This is a genomic window from Pedobacter sp., from assembly GCF_965227205.1.
In the GTDB taxonomy this organism is placed as follows: Bacteria; Bacteroidota; Bacteroidia; order Sphingobacteriales; family Sphingobacteriaceae; genus Pedobacter.
This window is the reverse complement of record NZ_OZ245727.1, coordinates 4705648-4721223: the sequence shown is the minus strand read 5'-3', so window position 1 is coordinate 4721223 and position 15576 is coordinate 4705648. Positions and strand designations below refer to the sequence as shown.

Below are 15576 nucleotides of genomic sequence, written 5' to 3'. Positions count from 1 at the left end.
TATTATTTTTTAGGAAGGTTATTAAAATTAATTTCTGGTTTAACACCAGTTGTTGTTCTGGTAAATGCTTGGTTAACGGAAATGTATTGGTCAAAGAAACCGCCGTTTTTTAAGTAAAACGAACCATTATCAAGGCCGCCCGCATAATCCATTCTTTGTTTATTCGTAACTGTGGCATCTCCGGTTAAACGGGCAGCTTTAAGTTCAATCCAAACGCCATCACTGGTACAAATCCATTGATTATTGGTGAGCATTTTTCTACCCATGTATCCGTTGTAATCGTAAAAGTTTTCGAGGAAAGAATGTAAACCTGTTAAATAAGTGTTTGTTAATGGTCTTTTCCAGGTACACATAAAACGCCAAACATTTGCTTCGGGCTCGAAAAACCAAGCTGAGTAAAGCGTATTGCCCGCACCATCGGGTTTTGCCTGCGTTAAAAACTTGTAGGTTACACCAGCTTTCCAGTTGTACACAATGTAGCTTTGACCTCCAGTACCTTCGCCACCAAATCTCTGTACGGTAACGCCTTCGCCTTTTGATGTTGCTTCTGTTATTCCGGTAGATGGGTCCCAAACCGAGAATAATATCCATCTATCATTAGCTCTGCTCTGAATACCAAAATAACCCTGACCAAAACCATTTGCCATAAAATAAGAACCGGGGTTATCTTCACCAACGGGAACAGTTAATTCGTTATAAAACCATTCGGCATTAGTTGATGCCGGTAAAGTATAACCCAAATGTACCGAAGGACCTCTACGCGACCAGTAAAAATTTTCAGGGTCGTTGGCGAAAATTAAATTAGCAGCAGTTGTGCCACCAACAACCAAATCAGAAATCTCCGCAAAACTGTTTCCGGTTTTTGATATACCCTGAATTTCCACTTTTACATAACCTTCTTTGGCTACATTAATTTTGCCTACGTAAACATTCTTAACCTCGCTATTTGATGCCGTTACTTTATTAGTTACACCGTTTGCGGTTACATTAAATTGACTTGTACCACTTGCGACCTTAAGTTTCAGACCTAATTTTAATTCTCCGGCTTGCTGTGCTCTAAAATAAACCACGCAGATGGTTTTATCACTTGTCCATGCTGTTAACCCGGTTTTTTCAATGGTTTCTGCTGCGGCTTTAGTTTGAATAAATGCATTTCCACCAAATGGAACCAAAATACCATCAATAGTTTCTTGAACGGCTTCCGTTTTTGGATTTTCAATAACATCTTTTTTCTTACAGGCCAATACAATTATTGTGCATAATAGTAACATCAGCGCACCGTAAACCCTCATCGATTTATTAAAATTTAACTTTTTCATAAAAAAGATTTTAAGGATTTTGAGTAAGTGCAGGGTTTTTATTTATCTCTGTTAATGGAATAAATGATACTACACGATTGTCAAAAGCGGTAACCGTTTGGTTTACATTTCCACTTACTGCGTGTGTACCCGGATAATTTCTAACCATCGAACGTCCGTTTCTGAATAAATCGTAAGCACGCTGACCTTCGAAAGCATGTTCCAACCATCGCTCTTCCAAAACTACATCAAGAATACTTTTGGCCGAAGCAGCAACTGAAGCAATTGTGTGTACAGGAATACCTGCTCTGGTACGGATAATATTTACATCATCAAGCGCAAGTTGCGCATTACCCAATTTAGCATTTGCTTCAGCACGGTTCAAGTACATTTCTGCTAACCTTAAATATACTGGCGAGCTTAGGTTTACAATACCTTCCTGCAAATTGTATTTATTAATATAATGCATGGGCGTATTCGGCGTAACTTTAGTATTGTTTTGTACAACACCATTTACTCTGTAGCTCGAAATAAAACTTAATCTTCTATCTGCTGGGTTCAGCGATAAGAAATCGTAATACTTTCTGGAAGCATAAATTTCCCCCCAACCGCTAAAAGCCTGGTTTTGTGCCACCCCATTTGCATCGCCACTGTAATACATCGAACCAATTGCAGAGTAACCTCTATCTTCTGTTTTAATGTGTCGGGTACAAAAAATTGTTTCTTTATTGCCTTCTGGTGCTGCTCTAAAATAAGTTTGATATTCTGAACCTTGCAATAGCGAATAGCGACCTGAGTTAATTACCAGATTTGCATAATCAATCGATTTTTGGTTGTTCTCTTGATAAAGATAAACTCTGGATAATAACGCATAAGCTACCTCTTTTGAGGCGAAAGGATTTGTTTTATTAACCGTCATTAAACTTGCAGCCTTCAATAAATCGGCAATAACAAATTCGTAAACAGCAGATACTTTACTACGAGGAAGCGTAAGTTTTTGTTCTTCTGATAATCCTTCCTTCAAAATTGGAATTCCGGCATTATCACCTGCATTCTGACTAAAAGGTCGGCCGAAAACTCTTACTAAATTAAAGTGCATCATAGCCCTTATGTAAAGATTTTCACCTTTTAACTGTCTTAAGTCTGCAGTGGCATTATCGTCTATTTTTTCGATAATTTTATTTGCAGCGCCTGCAGCTTTGTAAGATTGACTCCAGAATAACGAAGCATGAGAAGAATTAATTAGATGTGTGTATTTATATAAGTTGGAAAGATCATCCGATGAATTTTGTCCTTGCGCAATTTCATCAGAAGGATATTCAGTTAAGAAATGTCCGCTTCTAACATAATTTAAATCTTTAAATAATGCATAAGTACCAATGGTTGCGGTTTCTATATCTCCTGCATTAGTTAAAGCGGAGTTTTCGTCGATTTGTGTAGATGGAAAATATTCTTTTCTGCAAGATGAAGTGCCTAAAACCGTAGTTAAAATGGCAGCGAAAATTATAGTATTCTTTTTCATGATTTTAACGATTAAAGAATTAGAATGAAACATTGCTTATCGGTTTCACATTCTCCATAAATTTTTCGTTAGAAATTATCCATGAAGCACCTAACTGGTAAAATGTAGCATCAGGATTATTGCTTCCAAAACGTGATGAATATTCATTAACTACTGATGCAACTGCAAAATATTTATCTGCAAGGCTATAATCTACCTGACCTAAATATTTTATAAATTGGTAATTATCATATCCTCCTGTTGGATTACTGATAATATCTGTTGCAGTACTAAAAGCATCCCTTCCAGCCGGAAGCCCTTTGGCATTTGCGCTGTTTGAATCTGAATAACCTTTTTCTATCTCGCCAACAGCCAACGCACTAATGTTATGTTTTCCTAAGCTTACGTTATATTTTATTCTGTTTGATGATAAAAGTGTTGAAGAAAATGAATTGCCTACATAAGCACTTCCATTATTAACAGCGCCATCTTTTGTTCGTTTATCATAATACGAATTGCTGCGAAGATTAAAGATATTGGCTCGGTTATAAGTGGAGATTGTCAAATTATCCAATAAAGTATAATCCAGATTTAAATCGGCCGTAGTTCTGTAACTTCTTGCTTTTGAATAATTGTATTGCAAAGAATGCAAGAAGTTAGATCTATCTCTACCATACCATGTTCCGTATCTTGCATCAAAAGGGGTTCCGTCTGCATTGTAAGCTGGGTCGTATGGTAAATTCAAATAAGATTGATAAACAGAACCTGCCGAATTGTAGTTATCATTTATGTATAATCCGTTTAAAAGTGCAGTAAGTTTCAGGCGTTTCGTTAACTGCGAAATAATATTAGCCCTCAAACTATATTGTGTTTTATCATTATAAATTTGAGTTCCTTCTTCTTTGTAATAATTGCCCGATAAGTAAAACTGAGTTTTTTATGAACCGCCACTTGCTGTTAATGTGTGATTGTTAATCATTCCTGTTCTGAAACCTAAATCCCACCAATCGGTATCGTTATTTAGAACACCAGCTGCCGGAGTAAAAAAGGTACTTTGATAATTAAAAAGTTCCTGAGCATTCATCAGACTGAAATTACCCATAGTTGGGTTGGCAAAACCAATAACAGAACTTAGATTAAATTTTGTTTCGCCATTTTTACCTTTTTTTGTGGTTACAATGATTACACCATTTGCAGCTCTGGAGCCATATAAACCAGTTGCAGCTGCGTCACGTAAAACTGTAATTGTTTCAACATCGGCTGGGTTATAAGAACCTCCGATATTACCATCAACTACGTATAGCGGACCAGTACTGGCATTTATAGTTCCCGCACCTCTAATTACAATACTGGCTCCTGATGTTGGATCGCCAGAAGCCGTTGATGCCACAACTCCAGGAACCTTACCCTGAATCAGAGTAGCTAAGTTTACTGAGGTTACATCATTTAGTTTTTCTCCTGAAACCACAGATACAGCACTGCTGAGTTCTGATTTTTTCTTTGCAGAATAACCAACAACGGTTACTGCGTCTAAATCTGTAGTGCTTTCAACAAGAGAAACATTAATGGTGTTGGAAGTAACTTTAATGTTTTGTGTGGTATAGCCTATACCTCTGAAAACTAAAGTCGAATTTCTCGATGCGGTGATTTTATAATTTCCATCACCATTGGTTTGTACATTAAGGTTTTTACCTGATTCATTAACATTAATGTTAGGAATCGGATCGCCCTTTGAATCTTTAACTGTGCCGGTAATTGTTAATTCCTGGGCGCAGACAATGAGCACTGAGCTTAGTAGTGCAAAAAGTAGAAGTAGTTTTTTCATTTTTTTAAGCTTGGTTAGTTAGTTTTTTACATCAACTTGGTATTTGATGCTTGGTAATTTTTGAGGAATTGCATTTTAAATTTCACTCCCTTAACGGATAAAATTTATTCATCATAGATTTTTGTTTTTGGTGGTTAGCTTTAACTGTTTTGACCAAGGTAGGAGGAAGAAAGTAATGTTGAATATGAAAACTGAACGCAAACGTTTGATAAGATTATTGTTCACTCAAGCCCTAAAAAGCAGATATTCAGTCAATTTGAATTGTCTTCTTATTGTAAAAAGCCAATAAACTGTGTATTATCTTAGTATTATCCAAAAGTTATCCGGAATTGCATTAGAATTAATATCCACTAGAAAGTATAGATAAATTAATGCTGCGCAAACGTTTGAGAAAGTTTACGTAAGAGTGAAAATATTAAAGGAAGTTTGCTTAAAAGCGCCTTATACGATATTAAAATACACTTAGTTTTAACAAAATTGCATGTGTTAATAGCTAAGGAAGAAATTATCCCAAAAAGAGATAGGACTTAAATGGAAGAAAGAATTTTAGCTGAGCTTTATTATTCTTCAGTGTCATGTTCAAGATTCTCTAACAAAAATCGCAGAAATAATTCACGGTTACGTTGTGTTTCTAATGAGTTATCAGATATAACGACAGAGTCTAAGCCTTGATTCTTTATTGAATGATTCTCTGAATTTGAGTTTTGTAAAGTAGCCATAGTTTTGCGAGTTTTTCTAATACTTTAACTTATCTAACCTATAAATGTTTAAGATTATTTTATTTTCTTGGTAACAATCCTGTAGGAACGATTATAATTTTTTTTGATTTAATAAAAAACCAAATAGTTGTAGAGTTCGTAAGTAAGCTTAAGAAACATGTTTCAGGCAAAGCTTACAATGAAAAAAATTTACCTCTTATTTTTTTTATCATTTTTTACCTTACTTTCAGTAAGCGCTAAAGTTGTTGCGCCAGTTATTTGCAATGCAGTAAAATCTTCAACCAAAGAAGATTTTGAAAAAGAGAAGATTGAAACATCTGATGAGGAAAATAAAGAAACCGGAAGTTTAAAAACAACTGAATTTATATTAAATCAGTTTAGCTGTATTATTTTCCTCCAAAGAATAAAAATTTCCTTTTCTAATCACGATACCTTTCTTCCTATAATTTATTCTATAGTACCAAAGCAGCCTCCAAAAACAGTTTATTTTTCCGAATAATTAAACAATTCCTTAAATAAACTTAAATACAATGCTTAAAATTAAACAAACACTTTTAGCGGTACTATGTGTAGTATCACTATCTCTAATATTATCATCTTGCAAAAAAGACAGAAACTTTAACGACCCGTTAACTCCAGGGCCAGATGTAAATTTTTATGCTTTAACAGCAGATAGTAAACTTTTGCTTATCAATGCAAAAACGCCTTCGGCAGTAACCTCACAAGTAACCATTTCTGGACTACAAACCGGAGAAACTATACTTGGAATCGATTTCAGACCGGCTACTGGTCAGTTATATGGAATTGGAAGTACAAGCAGACTTTACGTAATCGACCAAAAAACAGGCATAGCAAGGTCAATTTCTGCCGCTCCTTTTACACCAGCTTTAAGCGGAAATTCAGTTGCTTTTGATTTTAACCCTACAGTTGATAGAATAAGATTAGTAACCTCTAGCGGACAAAACCTACGTTTAAATCCGGAAACAGGAACTGTAGCTGCAACCGACGGTGTAATAAACGGCGTAACTAACGCAAGAGTTACTGCAGCCGCCTACACACAAAACAAAGCAGGTGCTACAACAACCGTACTTTTTGATATTGATGTTGCTAATGATAAACTACACAAACAAGATCCACCGAACGATGGTAAACTTGTAGAAGTTGGTAGCTTAGGTTATGATGTTGAAGATGCAAGCGGTTTTGATATAAATCCAGATGGTACATCTGCATTAGCTGCAATGTCAGTTGGCGGAACATCATCATTATTTATCATTGATATTAATTCTGGAAAAGCCTCGAAAGTTGGCAATTTTAGTCAACAAATTACTGGTTTAGCTATTCCAACTGAAGCAGTAGCTTATGCAGTTTCTGCCACTAATGAATTGTTGATATTCAATCATCTTGCCACTACACCTACAATTATTGCAAAACCGATTACCGGAATTCAGGTTGGTGAAACAATTTTAGGTATTGATATGCGTCCAATTAACGGACAGATATTTGCGCTAGGTAGCACAAGCAGAATTTATACAATTAATGCTTCATCGGGAGTTGCGGCTGCGGTAAATGCAAATCCATTAACTACGCTTTTGGTCGGCACTCAATTTGGTTTCGATTTTAATCCTTCGGTTGATAGAATTAGAATTGTAAGCAACACCGGACAGAATTTACGTTTTAATCCAGCGGATGGAACTGTGATTGTTGATGGAAGTATTTCACTTTCTACGGCGGCAGTTACAGGTTCTGCTTATACTAATAATGTTGCTAATGCTGCTTCAACAGTATTATTTAATATCGATTCTACTGGTGATAGATTATACAAACAAGATCCACCAAATGCAGGTACATTAGTTGATGTCGGTGCACTTGGAATTAATGTGGAAGCCGCAAATGGTTTTGATATTGGTTCAACTTCGGGTATTGCCTATGGCTTATTTACAGTTGGTACCACACAAAGAATTTATACAGTTAACCTAACTACTGGAGCAACCACCCCACTTGGAACAGTTTCTACTGCGGCAAGAGCATTTACAGTTGGTTTAGGGTTTTAAATATCATCCCCTCTAAATATAAATATGAAAGCCCTGAAATTAATTTTTCAAGGCTTTCTTTTTTTACATCATTAATTCGTCCATAACTTCTAACAGGTATTCTATTTCGAAAGGTTTTTGCACAATTGCATCTGGCCGGCAGTGTGCATCATCAATATCAATTAATACTGCAGAAATTAAAACAATCGGAATATTGGCAGTTTCCTCATGGCTCTTTAAATAGTTACAGACTATTCTTCCATCTATGTCGCCAATCCATATATCAAGTAAAATTAAATCGGGTTTGAATTCCTTTATTACAGATTCTACATCAGTAATATTTAAAACACTTTTTACTTCAAAATCTCTATATTGAAACAACAAAGGAAATACGGATTGTAATTCACTATCGTCATCAATAATTAATATCTTTTTATTCATATCAAATATTCATTTAACCATAACGAAAAGAATCAATTATGGTTTCAGAAATCTATAAAAAACTGAAACTATAATATTTTATGAGATATTGAGATTTGAAACTTCTAAAGAATGTTCTTCTTCTACTTCAAATTGATATGCCCAAGCCAGATAAATTATCCGCAACCAAACAATAAAAAATGGAAGACTAAGTATTGCTAATGATAATGGGTGTTTGTGTGCCCAAACCGGGAAAAATAACAGAGGAAAATTGCAACACAAAACCAACAATGTTGGTAATAAAACTTTTCTTATCTGATTATCCCTTTCATGAACAAACCATAAGCCAACGCCTACAATTGAAATTATATAGGTACAATCTTCTGAACTTGTGCTAAACAGTACTGGAAAAAGTAATGCCGATGAAAGGATTAACAATCCAAATGTTTTCCCTTTAAAAGATGACCATTTAACAAAAGGGATTAGAAAAATAAATGCTCCAGGCATTAGAAACGCCAGATTAGGAATATCATAATCATAAATAAGCGAGCGGAAGAAACCAATAATAGATATAGGAACTGAGCCTTGAGTTGTATTGGTTAGATTTTTCTCGGCTAATGTGATAAACCACTCTTGATAAGATTCGAAAATTGTTAGTGGCGAAGAGAAAAACATTGGTAGAATAAAAAACACCACCGACCATAAAATTGAGTATAAAATGAAACGAGGTTTATTTTTCACAAAAAAGAAAAATGCTAAACCCATTACACCATAAAGCTTGACAAAAGTGCCTAAAACAATCAGCATAGATGACCATAAACCTTTGCTACTATTCAATCTGGTAAAACTTAGAATAATAAAAGCTGCGGCTGCTGCATTAAATTGCTGGTTTAACATAGATTCGATAAGGCAAGGAATTGCTATATAGCCGTTAATTACTCTTTTATCTGATTTTATGGGCAGTGTCTGCAAAGCATAGAATAGAATCACACAATTAAATACATTCCATAATATTAAACCCAACCAATTTGGCAACATCGCAAAAGGTGCAATAAATAAAGAAAACATCGGACCATAATGGTTTACATCATCATGAAATTGAGGATACTGAGCATAAAAAGATTGTTCAGTAATTAAATTTCTAAAAACATTCTCGAATATTAAATAGTTGTTAAATCGATGTGTTATTAAAGAATTTATTGCGAAAAAATAGCGCAATTGCAAGCCATATAAAAAATACAATACCTTGCTTAGAAGTAGAAAAAGTTTTCACCTTTCTAAGTAATTCAGGAAAGTTAATCATTAGTTAATCTCGTAATAAGGATGTTACACAATAATAATTATAACATTTATCATCTCCAAATAATTGGCCACAAAAAAAACAATAAGTATCAGTAATCATACATATTTACTCTAATTTCGAATATAAATTTATCCCTTATTCTTAATCAGAGTATTAACATCATATCCACCATAATATTTATGGAAAAATTTAATTCCTTATATTAGCGCTCCTAATCATAGTATGAATCTGAGTTTAACAGTCCCTAATAAGCTGAAATCTATTTTGATGAATAAACGATTTATTATAATTGTTTATTTACTTCTTGCAATAATTTCTGGAGTTAAGCAATACAATCATAATACATACAACAATTATCAGATTTATAAATATGTATATATTCATACTGCTGAAAACAAAAATCTATTTTTAGAGTATCCAGAATATTTAGATAGTAACCATTATGGTCCGGTCTTTTCGATGTTCGTAGCACCATTCGCATTGGTGCCTGATGCTATTGGAACTATCTTATGGAATATTGCCAATATAAGCCTCTTACTTTGGGGCATTTTCAGTTTACCAATAGCTATAAATAAACGAAAAGTAATTGCCTGGATTTGTGCACATGAAACACTAACAGCACTCTTTAGCTTTCAATTTAACATTGCCCTCACCGGATTAATTCTACTAAGCTTTTCTTATACCGTAAAGCGGAAAGAAATACAATCTGCATTTTTTATTGCACTCGGAACTTTAATTAAACTCTACGGAATTGTTGGTTTGGCATTTTTCTTTTTTAGTAAGAATAAAATAAAATTTATTGTAGCAGGTTTAGCCTCATTGGCAATTTTGTTTGTGTTGCCCATGGCGATTTCATCTCCCGATTTTATTTTGCAAAGCTACTCTGATTGGTACAACTCATTAGTACATAAAAACGATATTAATGCATCATTAACCTCTTTTCAAGACATTTCTGTTATGGGTATGGCTCGCAGAATTTCGGGTAATGTAAAGTTAGAAAATGCTCCATTTTTATTAGCGGGAGTTTTCCTTTTTGCACTTCCTTACATCAGAATAAAACAATACAAATTTTTGCCATTTCAACTTTTACTTCTAGCTTCTACCTTAATTTTCACGGTTATCTTTAGTAGCGGTTCAGAATCACCAACATATATTATTGCATTTGCAGGTGTTGCGGTTTGGTTTGTTACACAACAAAAGCCACAAAAAAAATGGGTAATTGCACTATTTATTTTTGCTTTTATACTAACCAGTTTATCTCCTACAGATATTTTCCCTCATTCAGTTAAAGAATTCATTCGCCTATATTCACTTAAAGCTTTACCTTGCGTTATCATTTGGTTAGCCATAATTTATCAAATGATGGTGGAAGATTTTGACGCTTATCCCATTGCCCGTAAATGAACAAATTAGTTTCTATAGTAATTCCTGCTTACAACGAAGCCGACAATATTTTCGTAATTGCCGAAAGTATTAAGCAGGTTTTTGCATCAATTAATTATAATTACGAAATTATTTTAGTTGATGATGGCAGTGCTGATAATACAATCGATAATATTAAAGAATATGCATCACAGCATAACAATATCTTTTTCCTTGAGTTTTCTAAAAACTTCGGACATCAACTTGCAGTAAAAGCCGGAATGGATCATGCTTATGGCGACTGTGTAATTTCTATGGATTGCGATATGCAACATCCACCAGAACTTATCCCCGAAATGCTTAAAAAATGGGAAGAAGGTTTTGAAGTTGTTTACACCATTCGCGAAGAAGATAAAACACTTTCAAAAGGAAAACGAAGTTCATCCAGCTTGTTTTATAAAACGCTAAACTGGCTATCAGATATCGAATTAGAATCTGGAGCAGCCGATTTTCGTTTACTCGACCAGAAAGTTGTTAATGTTTTCAGGAACTTCCATGAGAACGAACCTTTTTTAAGAGGCCTGGTAAAATGGTTGGGCTTTAAACAATTTGCCATAAAATATAATCCTGCTGCACGCTTTTCTGGGCAAAGCAAATATACCTTGAAGAAGATGTTAAGGTTAGCGCTACATGGTGTAACTTCTTTTAGCATCAAACCACTGTATTCTGCAGTTTATTTAGGTTTCACATTATCATTTGCTTCAGTTTTATACATACCATACATCATCTATGCTTTTGTTAATGATGTTGAAGTTTCTGGTTGGGCTTCAGTAATTATGACAATTGTATTTTTTGGTGGCTTACAACTGATTATATTAGGTATCATCGGAATTTACGTAGGTAAAATGTTTATGCAGAGCAAAAACCGTCCAAATTATATTATCCGTTCAACAAATATTCCCGTAAAATAATGGTGCTTTTAAGTTTTGATATTGAAGAGTTTGATATGCCCTATGAATATAACAGGGAAATTTCATTCGCTGACCAAATTGCAATTTCAAAAGCAGGAACCATTAAGATTTTAGATATTTTAGACAAGTATGATGTAAAAGCTACCTTCTTTTGTACAGTAACTTTTGCTGAAAACATCCCCGATGTAATTAAAAGAATTACCGAAAGCGGGCATGAATTAGCATCGCATGGCTACTATCATTCAGATTTTAAACCTGAGCATTTATTACAATCTAAACTTAAGTTAGAGGAACTTTCTGGAAAAGAAATAACAGGTTATAGAATGGCTAGAATGATGCCTGTAGATGAAAAAGAAATTGAAAAAGCAGGTTATACTTATAATACATCAATAAATCCAACTTATTTACCGGGTAGATACAATAACTTTAACATTTCCCGCACATTTTTCACAAAAGAAAATGTATTACAAATTCCTGCATCCGTTAGTCCGTTAATTAGATTTCCGTTATTTTGGTTATCCTTTCATAACCTTCCGCTATCTTTTTACAAATTTTTAGCCAGCTGGACTTATAAAAAAGATAACTACCTGAACATCTATTTTCACCCTTGGGAATTTACAGATTTAGATGATTTTGAAAGGTTTGGATTTCCAGGCTACGTAGTAAAAAATACAGGTGATAAAATGGTAAGCAGAATGGGAAACTTAATCAGCTGGATGAAAATCAAAAAGTACCCGTTCGGTACTTTTCAGGATTTCATCAAGACTATAAAAAATTAAAAGCTATTTATAAGTTTCGGCTAATTTTAATGCATTGTACGCATTAACAATACCACCGCTAACACAAATAGCGCTAAACGGAACTCTTACATTTTCACCCTTAGCATTTTTATATTTCACTTTTCGGGTAACCTTAGTTACCGATTTCATAATAATTTCCCTTACCTGTGATGGTGTTAAGTCGGGGTAATAACTCAAGATTAATGCCGCCAATCCCGAAACTACAGGAGATGCCATACTTGTACCATCCAGTTCCTCATACTTTCCATCTGGGACAGTAGAATTAATCAAGAAACCTGGTGCGAATACATCAACATTGTATTTACCATAATTAGAGAAATCTGCTTTCAGATTATCATCATCCTTGTAGGCACTTGCTCCAACCTCTATCCAGTTTGTAGCATGTGGAAGTTTAAATTTCGCCGAATCCAACGGTACTGGTTTACTAAACGCACTGTTTGCAATTGGTGGCCTCATACCCATTCCATTGCTTTGCATGTTGGGTTTTGGAGGTGTGAAATCTGCTAGCGATGGCTTCTTATGTTGCTCTTTATATTCCGCTGCTTCTTTACTTTCGAAATATTTATTAGGATAATTTTCCTCAATATCGTTGTTCTGGTTATCATTTCCGGCAGCGTGTACAAGAAGTACGCCCTTAGTTTCTGCATATTTTACGGCTTCATCTACAGCCTTCTTATCCCAGCTATAGCTTTTACCAAAACTCATATTAATTACCTTTGCACCATTATCAACGGCATATCTAATACCGTTTGCAACGTCCTTATCCCGTTCATCGCCAGTTGGAACAACTCTAATTGCCATAATACTTACATGATTTGCAACCCCCATAATCCCGAGCTCATTTAAGCGATTTGCGCCTATAATTCCTGCAACATGAGAACCGTGTTGTGCATCAGGACCTTTAACATCCTTATTACCGTAATCCTTCTGTTTTGAGTTTGAATAATCATCACCAACCAATGTTGCCCTCATATCATATTTAGGATTAAGGTTATATTTCAACATTGCATCATATTGCTTATATCCATCCTTAATACTCTTGTAGAATTTCTCAAAACTACCATCCTCTTTAGTACCTTTTCTGATAATCGTTTTAACCTGTTCTTCTATTTCATCATCGGCTTTATACTTATCAATATCATCTAGAGAAGGAATTTGTTTGCCATTTATTTTAGCAGCAGAATCAAGTACTTTATTTATTGCAATAAGCACAGAAAATGTATTGCTGGCGTCTTCATATTTCTTACCGAAATCGCCAACCATTTTTTTATACAGTCTAAATTCCTTTTTTTGAGTACTATCTAATGGCGTTAAATTAGTAGTAGACTGATATTTTGGAGTATAAATTCTTAACAGCCTAACCAATTCCAGATTATCATATTCTAGATTACCGTTTTTTGAGCCAATGAAATTCCATCCATGTACATCATCTATATAACCATTTCCATCGTCATCAATACCATTGCCAGGAATTTCTTTAGGGTTAATCCAAAGGATATCTTTTAAATCTTCGTGATTAGTGTCTATACCACCATCAATTACGGCAACGATAATTTTTTGCTTAGGCTTTTTGTCTCTCAGAATCTCACGATAGGCCTTTTCAGTACTAATACCAAAATAACCGTTTTCCAATAAATCTAAATTGAACCAATTTTTAGGTAACTGAACATTTTTATTTTGTGCAGAAACAACAAAATTAATAATCAATAATGTTAAAAGAATCCCTAACCTTTTCAATTTCATGTTCATCAAAATTATACTTACGCAATATTACAATAATACGGTTTTATTGCATTGAGGTTAAAAAATTTAGCATCTTTTAACAGATGAAATTGGGCATAAAACAAAAGAGGGTTATCTTCAATTGAAGATAACCCTCTTTATTATTAAAATAATTAAATTAGTTGCTATAACCTGGATTTTGTTGTCCTTTCAAAACAGGGTTTGCATTTAGCTCACTTTGAGGAAGTGGCAAAGCCAATTTATTATCACCAGGCTGGAAATTAACAAGTGCCCAGTGGCCGTTTCCTGCAGTTCTAACAATTGGAGTTTTTGTTCTTAATAAATCAAGGAATTTAAAACCTTCACCATACAACTCTTTACCACGCTCAGTCATAATTTCATTAATTAATGCTTGACCAGTATTTGCTGACACTGCAGTTGCAACACCTGCTCTTTGCTGTATAGCTAATAATGCAGTTTTTGCCGCTGCCTCATTTGCAACACCTTGTCTTGCCTCAGCTTCTGCTTCAATCAAATACATTTCAGAAGATCTGATAATCACTTGATTTTGAGCTGGAGTAGTGTTGAAGTCAAATTTATTAATTAAAAATCCTTCTTGACCTCTTCTAGCTCCAATTACACCATTAACCTTAAATTGTTGCAAACGTATATCATTAGCAGCAAATGAGTTAAAGAAATTATCTGCCGCTCTAAAACTAGAGTAACCAATATCAAATGGATCGTAAAAAGAGTTTACTGTGATAAATCCGGCATTGTCATCTGTTCTTGAGTTCAATGCGTAAATCCATTCTGATGAAGGATTGATAAAACCAGATAGTAAAGTCGAACCAGCAGCTAAAGGTTTCCCTACTCTGGCAAGCTTAGCATATTTACTTGCATTAGGATAATCACCCATCGTTAAGTAAACTCTTGCAAGAAATCCTTGTATAGCACCTTTAGTCATTCTGTATACACTGGTTTTGCTAGCAGGAATATTTGCTTCAGCATATAAAAAATCAGATAGAATTTGTGCATAAACCTCTTTCACTTTAGCTCTGCCAGTCAATGCATCGTTAGGACCTAATGGAGCCAAAACTAGAGGAACGCCTAACGCTTCAGGATCTAATGTGTATGGCTTAGCATACCATTGAACTAGCCAGAAATAAGCTTCAGCACGTAAGGCTCTGGTTTCTGCTAAATAAGCACTTTTCTGTGCATCTGCTAAAGATGATGTAGGTATGTTTAATTCAAATTGGTTTGCATTTGCAATTATTCTATAACCAATTGTCCAATAATCCGACGGCTCAACAGAACTTGGATTCTCAATAAATTGATAACCATTGATAAACCTGTTATAGTTTCCTGCACCGCTAACAACCAGAACATCACCGCCTTTAACATCACTATTTAAAATCATGTTGTATTTATATGACCCATTTGTTGAAAGGTCATAAACTCCGGTTAGAGCTGCGGCAATTTTTTCAGGAGAAGAAAATGCTTCAGCAGAATTTATTGCAGTTGTTGGTGTTACTTCTAAAAAATCTTTTTTACATGCACTAAAACTTGTAGCAAGAATTAGTGCGCTATAGATTCCTATTTTATTTATCTTTTTCATAATAATATTC

The 15576-nt window shown here is 34.5% G+C and carries 13 protein-coding genes; 5 read left to right on the top strand and 8 right to left on the bottom strand.

Annotation, left to right across the window (positions count from 1 at the left end):
• Positions 1–2: 2 nt before the first annotated feature.
• The 4 genes from ACO05K_RS20565 to ACO05K_RS20550 form a co-directional block, all read right to left on the bottom strand.
• A complete protein-coding gene (locus ACO05K_RS20565; protein WP_421946244.1) occupies positions 3–1319 on the bottom strand; it encodes a DUF3472 domain-containing protein in 1317 nt (438 codons plus the stop codon).
• A gap of 10 nt (positions 1320–1329) precedes the next feature.
• On the bottom strand, positions 1330–2820 hold the full coding sequence (locus tag ACO05K_RS20560; protein WP_421946243.1) for a RagB/SusD family nutrient uptake outer membrane protein: 1491 nt from the start codon (positions 2818–2820) through the stop codon (positions 1330–1332).
• Between the two features lie 19 nt (positions 2821–2839).
• Complete coding sequence (locus ACO05K_RS20555) at positions 2840–3658, bottom strand: hypothetical protein (RefSeq protein ID WP_421946242.1); 819 nt, start codon at positions 3656–3658, stop codon at positions 2840–2842.
• A gap of 78 nt (positions 3659–3736) precedes the next feature.
• Positions 3737–4624, bottom strand: coding sequence for a TonB-dependent receptor plug domain-containing protein (locus ACO05K_RS20550; RefSeq protein ID WP_421946241.1), 888 nt, complete (start codon positions 4622–4624; stop codon positions 3737–3739).
• An 897-nt stretch (positions 4625–5521) separates the two neighbouring features.
• Here ACO05K_RS20550 and ACO05K_RS20545 point away from each other — a divergent pair.
• Positions 5522–5842, top strand: a complete 321-nt coding sequence (locus ACO05K_RS20545) for a hypothetical protein (RefSeq protein ID WP_421946240.1) — start codon at positions 5522–5524, stop codon at positions 5840–5842.
• A 31-nt stretch (positions 5843–5873) separates the two neighbouring features.
• Positions 5874–7394 carry a DUF4394 domain-containing protein gene (locus tag ACO05K_RS20540; protein WP_421946239.1) on the top strand — a complete coding sequence of 507 codons (1521 nt, stop codon included), beginning with the start codon at positions 5874–5876 and terminating at the stop codon, positions 7392–7394.
• 63 nt (positions 7395–7457) lie between these two features.
• Here ACO05K_RS20540 and ACO05K_RS20535 read toward each other — a convergent pair whose 3' ends face one another.
• The gene (locus ACO05K_RS20535; RefSeq protein WP_421946238.1) at positions 7458–7814 is read right to left on the bottom strand and encodes a response regulator; all 357 of its coding nucleotides are present in this window, start codon (positions 7812–7814) and stop codon (positions 7458–7460) included.
• A gap of 78 nt (positions 7815–7892) precedes the next feature.
• Positions 7893–9011 carry a glycosyltransferase family 87 protein gene (locus ACO05K_RS20530; RefSeq protein ID WP_421946237.1) on the bottom strand — a complete coding sequence of 373 codons (1119 nt, stop codon included), beginning with the start codon at positions 9009–9011 and terminating at the stop codon, positions 7893–7895.
• A gap of 352 nt (positions 9012–9363) precedes the next feature.
• Between ACO05K_RS20530 and ACO05K_RS20525 the strand changes: the two genes are divergently transcribed.
• Genes ACO05K_RS20525 through ACO05K_RS20515 form a run of 3 tightly spaced genes read left to right on the top strand, consistent with a single transcriptional unit; the run spans position 9364 to position 12208 of the window.
• A complete protein-coding gene (locus ACO05K_RS20525; protein ID WP_421946236.1) occupies positions 9364–10500 on the top strand; it encodes a glycosyltransferase family 87 protein in 1137 nt (378 codons plus the stop codon).
• Positions 10497–11429: a glycosyltransferase family 2 protein gene (locus ACO05K_RS20520; protein WP_421946235.1), complete on the top strand. Its 933-nt coding sequence runs from the start codon at positions 10497–10499 to the stop codon at positions 11427–11429. The genes ACO05K_RS20525 and ACO05K_RS20520 overlap by 4 nt, the downstream gene beginning before the upstream one ends.
• Positions 11429–12208: a polysaccharide deacetylase family protein gene (locus tag ACO05K_RS20515; protein WP_421946234.1), complete on the top strand. Its 780-nt coding sequence runs from the start codon at positions 11429–11431 to the stop codon at positions 12206–12208. The genes ACO05K_RS20520 and ACO05K_RS20515 overlap by 1 nt, the downstream gene beginning before the upstream one ends.
• A 3-nt stretch (positions 12209–12211) precedes the next feature.
• On the opposite strand, the gene ACO05K_RS20510 is transcribed toward ACO05K_RS20515, so the two are convergent.
• A complete protein-coding gene (locus tag ACO05K_RS20510; protein WP_421946233.1) occupies positions 12212–13972 on the bottom strand; it encodes a S8 family peptidase in 1761 nt (586 codons plus the stop codon).
• 157 nt (positions 13973–14129) lie between these two features.
• Entirely contained in the window at positions 14130–15566 is a 1437-nt protein-coding gene (locus ACO05K_RS20505; protein ID WP_421946232.1) for a RagB/SusD family nutrient uptake outer membrane protein, read from the bottom strand.
• Between the last annotated feature and the right edge of the window lie 10 nt (positions 15567–15576).